Origin of the sequence: Azospirillum sp. TSO5 (assembly GCF_003116065.1) — a bacterium.
Lineage (GTDB): Bacteria > Pseudomonadota > Alphaproteobacteria > Azospirillales > Azospirillaceae > Azospirillum.
In genome coordinates this window covers 1-12,373 of sequence record NZ_LGQY01000045.1, presented here as the reverse complement: position 1 = coordinate 12,373, position 12,373 = coordinate 1, and the positions used below count along the sequence as shown (strand labels likewise).

Annotated in this window: 12 protein-coding genes and 1 pseudogene; 8 read left to right on the top strand and 5 right to left on the bottom strand. The window is 69.3% G+C overall.

Annotated elements, in window-relative coordinates; all coding sequences use genetic code 11:
* Positions 1 to 12: 12 nt before the first annotated feature.
* Genes TSO5_RS13665 through tauA form a run of 4 tightly spaced genes read right to left on the bottom strand, consistent with a single transcriptional unit; the run spans position 13 to position 3,527 of the window.
* Positions 13 to 765 (bottom strand): sulfite exporter TauE/SafE family protein, encoded by a 753-nt coding sequence (locus TSO5_RS13665; protein ID WP_109152105.1) that lies wholly within the window; start codon positions 763 to 765, stop codon positions 13 to 15.
* A gap of 28 nt (positions 766 to 793) precedes the next feature.
* Positions 794 to 1,675, bottom strand: a complete 882-nt coding sequence (locus tag TSO5_RS13660) for an ABC transporter permease subunit (protein ID WP_109152104.1) — start codon at positions 1,673 to 1,675, stop codon at positions 794 to 796.
* Positions 1,672 to 2,475 (bottom strand): taurine ABC transporter ATP-binding subunit, encoded by an 804-nt coding sequence (gene tauB / locus TSO5_RS13655; RefSeq protein ID WP_109152103.1) that lies wholly within the window; start codon positions 2,473 to 2,475, stop codon positions 1,672 to 1,674. Before tauB ends, TSO5_RS13660 begins: the two co-directional genes overlap by 4 nt.
* 44 nt (positions 2,476 to 2,519) lie before the next feature.
* Positions 2,520 to 3,527 (bottom strand): taurine ABC transporter substrate-binding protein, encoded by a 1,008-nt coding sequence (gene tauA, locus TSO5_RS13650; protein WP_109152102.1) that lies wholly within the window; start codon positions 3,525 to 3,527, stop codon positions 2,520 to 2,522.
* A 305-nt stretch (positions 3,528 to 3,832) separates the two neighbouring features.
* On the opposite strand from tauA, the gene TSO5_RS13645 reads away from it, so the two are divergent.
* Complete coding sequence (locus TSO5_RS13645; protein ID WP_109152124.1) at positions 3,833 to 5,317, top strand: PLP-dependent aminotransferase family protein; 1,485 nt, start codon at positions 3,833 to 3,835, stop codon at positions 5,315 to 5,317.
* Positions 5,318 to 5,331: 14 nt separating this feature from the next.
* A pseudogene (locus TSO5_RS33320) lies at positions 5,332 to 5,517 on the top strand (hypothetical protein); the annotation flags it as partial.
* A gap of 313 nt (positions 5,518 to 5,830) precedes the next feature.
* On the opposite strand, the gene TSO5_RS13630 reads toward TSO5_RS33320, so the two are convergent.
* Positions 5,831 to 6,544: a GntR family transcriptional regulator gene (locus TSO5_RS13630; protein WP_199230890.1), complete on the bottom strand. Its 714-nt coding sequence runs from the start codon at positions 6,542 to 6,544 to the stop codon at positions 5,831 to 5,833.
* A gap of 196 nt (positions 6,545 to 6,740) precedes the next feature.
* On the opposite strand from TSO5_RS13630, the gene TSO5_RS13625 reads away from it, so the two are divergent.
* The 6 genes from TSO5_RS13625 to TSO5_RS13600 are packed head-to-tail and all read left to right on the top strand — an operon-like array spanning position 6,741 to position 12,080.
* Positions 6,741 to 7,775 carry an extracellular solute-binding protein gene (locus TSO5_RS13625; RefSeq protein ID WP_109152100.1) on the top strand — a complete coding sequence of 345 codons (1,035 nt, stop codon included), beginning with the start codon at positions 6,741 to 6,743 and terminating at the stop codon, positions 7,773 to 7,775.
* 14 nt (positions 7,776 to 7,789) lie between these two features.
* Positions 7,790 to 8,848: an ABC transporter ATP-binding protein gene (locus TSO5_RS13620; RefSeq protein WP_109152123.1), complete on the top strand. Its 1,059-nt coding sequence runs from the start codon at positions 7,790 to 7,792 to the stop codon at positions 8,846 to 8,848.
* Complete coding sequence (locus TSO5_RS13615; protein ID WP_109152099.1) at positions 8,845 to 9,702, top strand: ABC transporter permease; 858 nt, start codon at positions 8,845 to 8,847, stop codon at positions 9,700 to 9,702. The genes TSO5_RS13620 and TSO5_RS13615 overlap by 4 nt, the downstream gene beginning before the upstream one ends.
* The gene (locus TSO5_RS13610) at positions 9,699 to 10,496 is read left to right on the top strand and encodes an ABC transporter permease (RefSeq protein WP_109152098.1); all 798 of its coding nucleotides are present in this window, start codon (positions 9,699 to 9,701) and stop codon (positions 10,494 to 10,496) included. Before TSO5_RS13615 ends, TSO5_RS13610 begins: the two co-directional genes overlap by 4 nt.
* Positions 10,497 to 10,501: 5 nt before the next feature.
* The gene (locus TSO5_RS13605; protein WP_109152122.1) at positions 10,502 to 11,413 is read left to right on the top strand and encodes a polysaccharide deacetylase family protein; all 912 of its coding nucleotides are present in this window, start codon (positions 10,502 to 10,504) and stop codon (positions 11,411 to 11,413) included.
* A 10-nt stretch (positions 11,414 to 11,423) separates the two neighbouring features.
* Positions 11,424 to 12,080 carry an aspartate/glutamate racemase family protein gene (locus tag TSO5_RS13600; protein WP_109152097.1) on the top strand — a complete coding sequence of 219 codons (657 nt, stop codon included), beginning with the start codon at positions 11,424 to 11,426 and terminating at the stop codon, positions 12,078 to 12,080.
* The last annotated feature ends 293 nt before the right edge of the window (positions 12,081 to 12,373 follow it).

Genomic DNA, 12,373 nt, shown 5'->3' with positions numbered 1-12,373 from the left:
TTCGATTTTTCCTCATGACGGTGTAAAGCTCAGGCCGAGGGTGACGGCGGTCTGGATCAGCCCGGCCACCGCCACGGCGAACAGTCCTCCGGACGCCAGCCGCCGCCAGCCATCGACGCCGAGGCGGGCAGACAGCAGCCGGCCGGCGGCGAAGCCGGCGAGGGTGGGGGCCATGTAGGTCGCCAGCAGCCCGACCACGCCGGGATCGATGGCTCCGACCATGGCGCGGCCGGCGAGGCTGAGCGCATCGACTGCACCGAAGAACACAGCCAACGTCCCCTTGATGGTCCGCCGGTCCCGCCCGCCGGCCAGCAGCCACGCCGCGATCAGCGGCCCGCCGACGGCAAAGGCGGCGAGCAGAACGCCGACGACGAAGGCGATGGCGCCGCCGATCGTCCGGTGCCGCAGCCAGGGCGGCGGCTCGCGCACCAGGGCGACGCAGGCCGCCCCGAAGATGGTCACCGCGACCAGCAGCCGCGACGTTCCCTCATCGAGGCTGGCGGCGATCAGGCTGCCGCACAGCGCACCGGCGAAGCCCATCGCCAGCAGCAGCCCCGACACCGCCCAGTCCACCCTTCCCTGTTCGCGGTCCAGCAGCAGGAATGCGGTCAGCAGCAGGTCGCTGATCAGGATGAAGGGGATGCCGGCGGCGGGCGACGGCAGGAACAGCAGACCCAGCGCCGCGATCAGCGCGTATCCGAACCCCGTCACCCCGCGAAAGGCGGCGGCGAGGAAGGTCACGCCCCCGAAGAGGATCATCGACATCGGACGCGATACCTTCCCGGCTGTGCCGTTAGACCTTGCCCTTCCAGGGCACCAGACGGCGTTCCAGCCAACGCATGCCGAATTCGAACAGGGCGGCGAAGACGCCGATGACGAAGATCCCCATCAGCACTATATCGGTGCGCAGGAAGTTGGAGGCGTTCAGCACCATCTGCCCGATCCCGGTGGAGGCGGCGACCATCTCGGCGGCAACCAGCGTCGTCCAGCCCACCCCCATGCCGATGCGCAGGCCGACCAGGATGTCGGGCAGGGCCGCCGGCAGCACCACATGCACCACCACCTGCCAGCGGCTGGCGCCCAACGCCCGGGCGGCGTTGACCTGATCGGCCGCCGCTGCCGACACGCCGGCCCGGGCGGCCAGAGCCACCGGGGCGAAGCAGGCGAAGAAGATCAGCAGGACCTTCGAGGTCTCGCCGATGCCGAACCAGATGATGACCAGCGGCAGATAGGCCAGCGGCGGCAGCGGCCGGTAGAATTCGATGAAGGGGTCCAGTGCGGCGCGCAGGGTCGTGCTCAACCCGGTCGCCAGCCCGACCGGGATGCCGATCAGCGCCGCCAGCACAAAGGCGCTGACCACGCGCAGCAGGCTCATGGCGATGTGCTCGACCAGCGGCGCGCCGTCGATCCGTCCGTCCACCGCGTCGAGGAAGGCCTGGAAGACCGTCCCGATCCTGGGCAGGAACAGCGGCTTGACCACGCCCTGGCCGGTCAGCGCCGCCCACAGCGCCAGCGCCGCCAGGATGGCCGCCATGCTGATCAGCGCCGGCTGGGACCGGAATCCCTGCATCCGGCGGCGCAGCCGCTTCAACGGCACCATCCCGGCCGGGATGCCGGTCAGCCCGGTCCCCAGGCTTTTGGCGGGTTGCGCTTGCTCCGTGGCGGTGGGTTTCATGCGGCCTCTCCTGTGGCGGCGTCGCCGCGGTGGTCGCTGCGCTCGTGAATGAAGCCCAGCACACGCTCGCGCATCGCGATGAAGTCGGGGGAGGATTTGACCGACCGGGCATCCTGCCCGGCCAGGAAGCGCCGGCTGAAATCCAGCGGGATCGTTTCGGCGATCCGGCCGGGGCGCGGGGTCATGATGATCAGCTTGGTGGCCAGGAAGATCGCCTCCTCCACCTCGTGGGTGATGAAGAAGGCCATCTTCCGCGTCTCCGCCCACACCTGCAGGATCAGTTCCTGGATCTGTTCGCGGGTGAAGGCGTCGAGCGCGCCCAGCGGTTCGTCCATCAGCAGCATGCGCGGATCGGCGGCCAGCGCGCGGGCGATGCCGACGCGCTGCTGCATGCCGCCCGACAGCTCGTAGATCCGCTTGTCGGCGAAGGACGCCAGCCCGACCAGCTCCAGCATACTGCGGGCGCGCCGGCTGCGTTCCGCCTTGCCCATGCCCTGCATCTTCAGCCCAAAGGCGACATTGTCGACCACGCTGAGCCAGGGCATCAGGGCGTGGCGCTGGAACACCACGCCGCGGTCGGCCCCCGGCCCGGTGACCGGTTTGCCGTCCAGCAGGATATCCCCGTCCGTCGGCGGCAGGAAGCCGGCGATGCAGGACAGCAGGGTGGTCTTGCCGCAGCCCGACGCGCCGAGCGCCACCACGAATTCCCCCGGTTCGATGGTCAGATCGACCCAGGACAAGGCGACGGTAGCGCTTTCCCCGCCGCCATACTGGACGCTGACATTGCGGACTTCGAGCATGGCTGGTTTCCCGGCTTGAGGAGGAGGGGAAGGAAGGCGGGCCGTTACTTGGACGCCGCCTTGACCACGTCGGCGGTCACGAAGGGGCCGTAGTCGGGGGCCAGTTCGGTGACGCGGCCCTGGCTCTTCAGGAACTCGGCGGTCGATTTCAGCGCCTCGGCGGCACCGCCGCCCAGCCACTCCTTGGACGCCTGTTCCTCCAGGGTCGGGAAGCGGTAGGCGGCGAGCCCGTCCGGCACGTCGGCCGGGGCGGCACCCGTCCATTTGGCGATGGCGGCGGCCTGCGGCGACGTCGCGGTCCAGCCGTCCCCGGTCTTGGCGTAATCGGCGTCGGCGGCGGCCAGCAGCTTGACAAAGGTCGTCATGAAGTCGGGATTGGCGGCCATGAAGGCCTTGGTGGCGACGATGCCGTCGAAGGTCGCCTTGCCCTTCTTGGCGAAGTCGCCGGCGCTGGCGATGACGGTGCCGTTCTTCTTCGCGGCGGTCAGGACCGGCGCCCAGATGAAGGTGGCGTCGATGTCACCGCGCTCCCACGCCGCAGCGATTTCCGGCGGACGCATGTTCAGCAGCTTGACGTCCTTGCCCGACAGCCCGGCCTCCTGCAGCGCGTACATCAACTGGTAATGCGAGGTCGAGACGAAGGGCACCGCCACCGTCTTGCCCTTCAGGTCGGCGATGGACTTGATGCCGCTGCCGTTGCGGGCCACCAGCTGTTCGGCGTTCGCGATGTCGTCCAGGATCCAGAACAGCGTGATGGGAAGCCCCTGCGAGGCCGCCGCGGCGATGGGGGAGGAGCCGGCTTCGCCGATGTCGACGTTGCCCGACGACATGGCGCGGATCACGTCGCCGCCACCGCCGAACTTTACCCATTTCACGGCATAGCCGGTCTTCTTCTCCAACTCGCCGCTTTCCATCAGGACGCGGATGGGGGTCATCATGTCCTGGTAGGCGAAGGTGACGGTCTTCTCCGCGGCCACGGCCGGGGCGGAGGCCCCGAACAGCGCGCCGATTGCGACGAAGGCGGTGGCGAGCAGGGTCTTGCTGAAGGTCATGGCGGGGTCTCCGTCGATGCCGGTAATCCGATGCCGCCATTAGGACCCAGCCACCGCCCCAGCCGAAAGGTCCAGATCCTCCCGGTTTGCGGCAGTGACTGGTCCAAGACCCGGTCCGCTGCCCCATCCCGCGCCATGTGGCGCCCCTTTGGGCAGACGCCCGTCCGGTAACCATCCCGTCCGCCACATCCGACGCCGTTCCGCCCTTCGCCGGCCGGCACCCTTCTTGCTTTTGGGCATACCGGGGCAGGTTGACCGAAGCGATGGCCAACGTGATGGCTCTGGGGAAGAAGGACGGTTGCACCATGCAGATCGACACCGCCTGGCGGCTTCTTTTCGGCGGGATGGAGCGCGACCCGCAGGGACTGAGCGCTCGCGTCCGCGGCATCATCGCGGAAGCCATCGAGACCGGCCTGCTGGCATCCGACATGCGGGTCCCCTCCAGCCGCAGCCTCGCCGAGGCGCTGGGCATCTCGCGCAACACCATCAACGCCGCCTATCAGCATCTGATCGATGACGGCCTGCTGGTCGCGCGGGAGCGCAGCGGCTGCTTCGTCGCCTCGACGGACGACCGGCGGGCGTCGGAGCACACTGACGCCGGCGTCGCGGCGGACAAGGCCGGCGGCTGGGCGGCGCGCTTCGCCATCCGGCCATCGCGGATGCCGCAGATCACCAAGCCGCGCAACTGGATGGACTATCCCTATCCCTTCCTGTTCGGGCAGTTCGACCCCAGCCTGTTCCCGACCAACCCGTGGCGCGAGAGCGTGAAGGCGGCGTCCAGCGTGCAGGAGATCACCCGCTGGGCCCGCGACATGATCGACGACGACGACCCCGACCTGCTGAACCAGCTGCGCCACAAGGTGCTGCCCCGCCGCGGCATCTTCGCCGGTCCGGGGGAGATCATCATTACCATCGGTTCGCAGCATGCGCTGTCGATGCTGGTCCAACTGCTGGTCGGCCGCGACACGCCGGTGGGGATCGAGAATCCGGGCTATCCCGACGTGCGCCACATGGTGGGCATCGCGACGACGGAAATGCGGCCGCTGACCTGCGACGGCTTCGGCGTCGTGCCGGATGCGGTATTCGCAAGCCGCCGGGTCGCCTTCGTGACGGTGGGGCACCAGTGTCCGACCACCGCCGTCATGCCGATCGGACGGCGGCGCGCCCTGTTGGACGCCGCCGCCCGACACGACGTCGTCCTGATCGAGGACGATTACGAATCCGACCTGTCGGTGGAGGGGGATGCCGATCTCCCCTGCCTGAAGAGCCTCGACCAGGCGGACCGGGTGATCTACACCGGCAGCTTCTCCAAGATTTTGGCGCCGGGCCTGCGCATCGGCTACGTCGTGGCGCCGAAGCCGGTGATCGACGAACTGCGCGTCCTGCGCCGCCTGATGCTGCGCCACCCGCCGACCAACAACCAGCGCAGCCTCGCCACATTCATCCAACTCGGCCATTACCGCCAGCATCTGCGCCGGACCGCCACTGTGCTGGAGGAGCGGGCCGCGCGGATCGCCGACCTGCTGCCGAAGCTTCTGCCCGTTTGCCGCTTCCGCCGCGATTTCGGCGCGAAAAGCTTCTGGATCGAAGGTCCGCCCGACCTGGACAGCCGCGATCTGGTCCGCCGGGCGCGCGACCAGGGCGTTCTGATCGAGGCCGGCGACATCTTCTTCCTCGATCCGGCAGAGGGCCGCCGTTATTTCCGGCTCGGCTTCACCTCCATCGCCACGCACCGGATCGAACCGGGACTGCGCCGTCTGGGCGCCCTGCTTAGGAACGAGGCTGTCTAGCAGGCTGCTGAAAGGTGAGCTGGTTCCGTCAGGTCTCGCACCACGGCGAGCGAGTAGGCGTAGGGAGCCCGTTCAAGGGCCGGCAGTTCACGGCAGAGGTGATCCTTTGGGCAGTGCGCTGGTATCTGCAGTTCCCGATCGGCTACCGCGATCTGGAATGCATGTTGGCCGACCGCGGCGTGGTGGTCGATCACACGACGGCGTGTCGCATGGATGGGGTGAGGGCAAGAGATTGCCCCGGCCCCACCGCCGGTTAGGCGGTGCAGACGGAGTTCGGACGTCCGAGGTCGAGCAAGGGGCCGACCTGGGCGGCGTCATCAACATCGCGGTCGGTCAGCGTGGCGGCGACGATCCGGCCGCTCGCCGCCTCCATGCCAACATGCAACTTCTTTCAGGAGCGCCGCTTCCTGGTGCCGTGCTTTTCGTTGCCCCGACCTACCCTACCAGATCCGTCCGTGCAACAACGCGGCGGCGGAGTCCAGGGCGGGACCCGGGGCGAAATCCGGGGCGCGGTCAGCCCGCCGGGGCCGGCGGGCGGAAGATCGCCGACAGGTCCGGCCGCCCGCTGCTCGGCATCTTGAGGCGCAGGCGGGTCTCGATGTGGCGGAAATGATCGCCGGACAGGGCGATGGCGCGCGCGATGTTGCCGGCGCGCAGCGCCTCGACGATGGCCGCATGTTCGTTGGTGCCGCAGATCGAGTCCGCCGCAGCCTCGAACACCGACACCATCACCGAGGAGCGCGACAGCAGGTCGCGCAAGGCTGCCGACAGTTCGGTGTTGCCGAGCGAGTCGGCGATCAGGAGATGGAACTGGCCGGACAGCCGGACCGAGGCGGCGCGGTCGCCGTCCGCCGCCACCTGACGCTCGCAGGCGACGTGGTCCGCCAGCCTGCCCAATAATGCGTCATCCAGCCGGCTGGCCAGTTCCACCAGGATCCCGGCCTCCAGCACGCGGTGGGCCTGATAGATCGCCCGCACATCGTCCGGGGTCGGGCAGGGAACCCGGACGCCGCGGTTGGTCACCGCCTCCAGCCGCCGTTCCGCCACCAGCCGGTGCAGCACCTTGCGGATTCGTTCGCGCGACACCCCGAAAAGCTCGGCAAGCGGGGTTTCCGCCAGCTTGGTCCCGGCGACCAGACGCCCGGCCAGGATGGCGTCGAGGATCGCCGTGTAGACGGCCTCGTCGGTCTCGATGTCGCCCTTAGGCGGGCGTTTGCTGGCGCGCATCGTCATTCCCGGACCTGTGCTGAAAAATTGTGCGCATTCATCCAAAATAATGTGCACATTATGCTGGGTGCGGTTTGAAGCCTCGCCGCGGGACCTGTATTTAAGCCTTGGATTTCAGCGCGCAAGGTAAAATGTGCACATTTGGCACAGGGATTGCGAAGACGGTTCCATCTTCCCCCCGTTCGGAGCCCTTCCTATGCGCCCTGACGATTTGTCCCGCCGCACCCTGCTGACGGCCGGCGGAGCCCTCGCCGCGTCGCTCGCCATGCCGTCCGTCCTGCGCGCCCAAACGAAGGAGATCGTCGTCGGCGGCCCGGCCGGCGCGGCCAAATACTTCAACGAAGCGGTATTTCCGGCGATCACGAAGTCGCTTGGTGTCACGATCCTCTATGAAGGCTCCAACTCGCTGACCAACCTGCAGAAGATGCAGGCCGACCGCGGGGCGCCGAAATTCTCCGTCGTCATCATGGACGATCCGGTGATGATCAAGGCGGCGGACGAGGGGCTGATCGTCCCGATCACCGCCAAGGGCAGCCCCAACCTGGACCGGCTGGTCGCCGGCGCGGTCCATCGCGACGGGATGTGGGCGAACTACCAGCGCCCATGGGCCGGCATCGCCTTCAATTCCAAGACCCCGGCGCCGGCCTCCTGGACCGATCTGTGGGCGCCGGCCAACAAGGGGCGGGTCATCGTCCCGTCGATCCAGAACACCGAGGGGTTCTGGAACCTGCTGGTCGCCGCCCATCTGGAGACCGGCAAGCCCTTCGCCGAGGCGCAGTACGACATCGACGCCGGCTTCAGGAAGCTGAAGAGCCTGGTTCCCAGCCTGCTCAACGTCTACACCAACGCGCCCCAGGCGATGAACCTGCTGGAACAGGGCGAGGCGTCGATGATCGGCGGCCAGTTCTCCGCCTACACCCTGACTCGCAAGGCGGAAGGGGCGCCGGTTGACCTCGCCGTTCCGAAGGAGGGCGGCTTCGCCATGCCGTCCGGCATCGCCAAGGTCAAGGGCGGGCCGGCCCCGGATCTGGCCGACGCGGTGATCGACGCCTTCCTCGGCCCGGCGGTGCAGCAGATCCTCGTGGAAAAGGCGGTGGTGGCGCCGACCAACACGGCGACCCCGCGCCCCGCCGGCTTCCCCGACCCGGCAACGCTGTTCGCCCCCGACTGGGCCTTCGTCGCCAAGGAACGCGGCAAGTGGGCCGAGCGCTGGACGACGGAACTGCTGTGATGGCGGGCGGGGGCATGGCGACCCATCTGTCGGTGCGGGGGGTGTCCAAGCGCTTCGGCGCCACGCCGGTGCTGACGGACATCGACCTGCGGATGGCGCGCGGCGAGCTGGTCACGCTGCTCGGCCCCTCGGGCTGCGGCAAGACCACCCTGCTGCGGGTGATCGCCGGCCTGACCCATCCCGACAGCGGCGTGCTGGAACTGGCCGGCCAGGACATCACCCGGCTGCCGCCCTACCGCCGCAACGTCGGCGTCGTCTTCCAGAACTACGCGCTGTTCCCCCATCTCGACGTCGCCGGCAACGTCGCCTTCGGGCTGAAGCTGCGCAAGCTACCGAAGGCGGAGATCGACGCCGCGGTCAGGCGGGCGCTGGAGCTGGTCCATCTCGGCACCCTGGCGGACCGGCCGGTCCGCGCCCTGTCGGGCGGCCAGCAGCAGCGGGTGGCGCTGGCCCGCGCCATCGCGGTCGAGCCCAGCGTCATCCTGTTCGACGAGGCGCTGTCGGCGCTCGACCGCAAGCTGCGCGAAACCATGCAGGGCGAACTGCGCCGCCTGCTCCGGCAGATCGGCGCCACCGCGATCTTCGTCACCCACGACCAGGAGGAGGCGCTGACCATGTCCGACCGCGTGGCGGTGATGCATCGCGGCCGGATCGACCAGCTCGCCGATCCCCGCACGCTCTACGACCGGCCGGCCACCGCCTTCGCCCTGTCCTTCGTCGGCCAGTCGCTGAGGCTGCCCGGCACCGTGGTCGCCGCCGACGGCGACGGCTCCATGGTGGAGACGGCGGTGGGGCAGGTACGGGCGCCGCGCCGCTTCCTGCCCGGCTCGCCGGTGATCGTCGCCACCCGGCCGGAGCATGTCCGCTTGGCCGAGGGCGAGAACACCCTGCACGGCACCGTCATCGGCGTCACCTTCCAGGGATCGCGCAGCCTAGTGGAGATCGATGCTGGCGGCACCGTCCTGACCGCGGAACTGCCGGGTCGGCAGGCGTTGCCAGACTCCGGCACGCCGGTCTCCTTCGGCTGGCCGGTCGCCGAAACCCTGCTGTTCCCGGCGGAGGAGGCAGCATGATCGCGCTGCTTCCCCCGGTCGACCGGGAACGCCGCTTCGCCCTGCTCTTGTCCGGACCGGCCGGACTGATCCTGCTGGCGCTGTTCGCCTTGCCGCTTGGCCTGCTGTTCGCGGTCAGCCTGCAGGCGCCGCCGGGAGGGCCGCCGGGGCCGAGCCTCGCCGCCTACGAGCGGCTGCTGACCACGCCGCACCATCTCGGCGCGGTGTGGAATTCACTGAAGCTGTCGCTGACCGTCACAATCATCACCCTGCTGGTCGGCTATCCCGCCAGCTTCGCCATCGCGCGGGCCAAGGGGGGATGGCGCAGCCTGATGCTGGGCTGCCTGTTCCTGCCGCTGGCCGCCAGCGTCATCGTTAAGGCGTTCGCCTGGACCATCCTGCTGCGCTCCAGCGGGATCATCAACACGGTGCTGCTGGGGCTCGGCATCGTCGATGCGCCTGTGCGGATGATCTTCACCGAGACCGCGCTGATCGTCGGCGCGGTCAATATCTTCCTGCCCTTCATGATCCTGCCGGTGTTCGCCGTGGTGGCCCAGCTCGACCCCCGTTTGTCGGAGGCGGCGGCGACGCTCGGCGCCAATCCGATGACCAGTTTCCTGAAGGTGACGCTGCCGGTGAGCATGCCGGGGATCGTCGCCGGGGTGGCGCTGGTCTCCGCCCTGTCGGTCTCGGCCTATGTGGTGCCGACCCTGCTGATCGGCGAGCGCTATCCGACGCTCGCCTCCACCATCGCCAAGGCCTATCTGCTGACCCGCGAGCCGGCCTTCGGGGCGGCGGCCGGCGTGGTGCTGCTGGCCATCGCCGTCGCCATCGTCGTGCTGTCGAGCCGGCTCGGCCGGGAGGGCGGGGCATGAGAACCGCCGCACTGGTCTTTTCCTGGGCGATGGCGATCCTCGCCTGCCTGTTCCTGCTGGCGCCGCTGCTGGTCATCGCCGCCGCCAGCCTGTCGCCCACTCCGGTCTTCGACCTGCCGGTCGGCGGTGCCTCGTGGAGATGGTACGGGCGCATCGCCTCGCTGGAGGGGTTCTGGCCCGCCCTCTGGCTGTCGGTGCAGATCGCGCTGCTCTCCACCGCCCTGTCGCTGGTGGCGGGCACCATGGCGGCGGTCGCCATCGTGCGCGGCCGGTTGGCCGGCGCGGAGGCCTTCGCCGCTGCGCTGGTCTCGCCGCTGATGATGCCCGGCCTTGTGCTCGGCATCGCGCTGCTGCAGTATTTGCGCGGCGTCGGCTTCACCGCCAGCTGGCCGGCGCTGCTGATGGCCCATCTGGTCATCACGCTGCCCTATGTGGCGCGGACGATGATCGCCGGCCTGTCGCGCTTCGACTTCACCCTGATCGAGGCGGCGCTGACGCTGGGCTGCACCTGGCCGCAGAGCGTGCTGCGGGTAATGATCCCGGCGCTGGCGCCGTCCTTCCTGGTCGCCGGGCTGTTCAGTTTCCTGGCCTCCTTCGACAACTATCCGGTGTCGATCTTCCTGACCGACGTCCGCACCAAGACCCTGCCGATCAAGATGCTGCAATATATCGAAGAGGCCCCCGACCCCACCCTGGCGGCGCTGTCCACCCTGATCCTGCTCGGCACGCTGGTCCTGCTGGTGATCGCCGATCGCGCCGTCGGGCTGTCCCGCATGGCCGGAACCGTGGAGTGACCGGCATGACCCACGGACCTTTCGGAGCCGCCCCGTTGCGCGACTTCCGCGGCTATGCCGGCCGGCCGGCCGATCCGGAATGGCCGGGCGCGGCGCGGCTCGCCCTGTCCTTCGTGCTGAATTTCGAGGAGGGGGCGGAATTCTCCGTCCGCGACGGCGACCCGGTCAACGAGGCGGTCTATGAAGTGACCGACCGCCGCACCGGGCCCGATCCCTGCATCGACAGCCATTTTGAATACGGCACCCGCGCGGCGTGGTGGCGGATCATGGATCTGTTCGACCGCTACGGCATCCCGCTGACGGTCAGCGCCTGCGGCCGGGCGGTGCAGCGTTCCCCCGAGCTGGCCCGCGACGCGGTGGCGCGCGGGTACGAGATCGCCGCCCATGGCTGGCGTTGGGAAAGCCACGCCGACATGGCGGAGGAGGAGGAGCGCCAAGCCATCGCCCGCGCCGTGGCGGCGATCCGCGAGGCGACCGGCGAGCGCCCGGTCGGCTGGCACACCCGCTCATCCGCGTCCCCCAACACCCGCCGGCTGCTGGTGGAGGAGGGGGGGTTCCTCTACGACAGCGACGCCTACAACGACGACATCCCCTACGACCTGGAGATCGGTGGACGGCGCCATGTCGTGCTGCCCTATGCGTTCGACACCAACGACATGCATTACTTCCACACCCAGCGCTTCGCCGGGGCCGATTTCGCCGGCTACGTCACCGATGCGATGGACTGGCTGCATGGGGAGGGCGGGCGGATGCTGTCGGTCGGGCTTCACCTGCGGATGATCGGCCGGCCGGGGCGCATGGGGGCGCTGGAGCGCATCCTGCGGCATGCGGCGGAAAAGCCGGGGGTCTGGGCGGCCCGCCGCGCCGACATCGCCCGCCACTGGCTGACCGTCTTTCCGGAACCGCACCGGTCATGAGGAACTGGCCATGAGGATCCTGATCGCCAACCCCAACACCTCGGCCCGCATCACCGCCCGCATGGTCGGCGCGGCGCGGGCGCTGGTGGACGGCGGCGTGACCATCGTCGGGGCGACCGCCCCGTTCGGTGCGCCCTCGCTGGAGACGCCGGCCGATCTGGCGATCGCCGAACTGGCGGTGCCCGCCATGCTCGCCGCCCATCCCGACTGTGATGGCGCCATCGTCGGCGCCTTCGGCGATCCCGGGCTGGCGCGGGCACGGGCCGTCTTCGGCAAGCCGGTGCAGGGGCTGGGCGAGGCCGGTCTGCGCGCCGCCGGGTCCGGCGGGCGCCGTTTCGCCGTCGTCACGCTCGGCCCGGCGATGGGTCCGGCGATCGTGGCCAAGGCGGGCGAACTGGGCCTAGCCGGCCGGATGGCCGGCATCGCCTTCCTCAGCGGCGGCGTCCTCGATCTGGCGACCGAGCCGTCGCGTTACCATGACGAGATCCTGGATGCGGTCGCCGCCGCCCGCGACCACGGGGCGGAGGCGGTCCTGCTGGGCGGCGCACCGTTCTCCGGCTGGTCGGGCCTGCTGCGGGACAAGGCGGCGCTTCCCCTGCTCGACGGGCTGAGCGCGGCACTGGACGGGCTGTTGTCGGACGGAGGCCCGGCCGCCTCACGGCGTTGAGCGGCAGCCGCCCGGCCGGCTGAGCGTGATGGTGAAGCAGGCGCCGGGTGCCGCCTCCCGGACGTCGATCAACCATCTGTGGCGCGTTGTTGCACGGATGGAACTGGTGCGATAGGTCGCGGCCCGTTCTTCATCAGCCGGCGTGTTGCCGGGAGGCAAGCGGGGCAAGGATTGCCCCAGCGCTGTTGGTGATCAGGTGACGCGGACGAGTGTTGGTGCAGGGATCGGCGTGTTGCAGCGAGGTGAGCTGAGAAAGGGATTGCCCCAGCCCCGTTGGTAATCAGACGAGACGG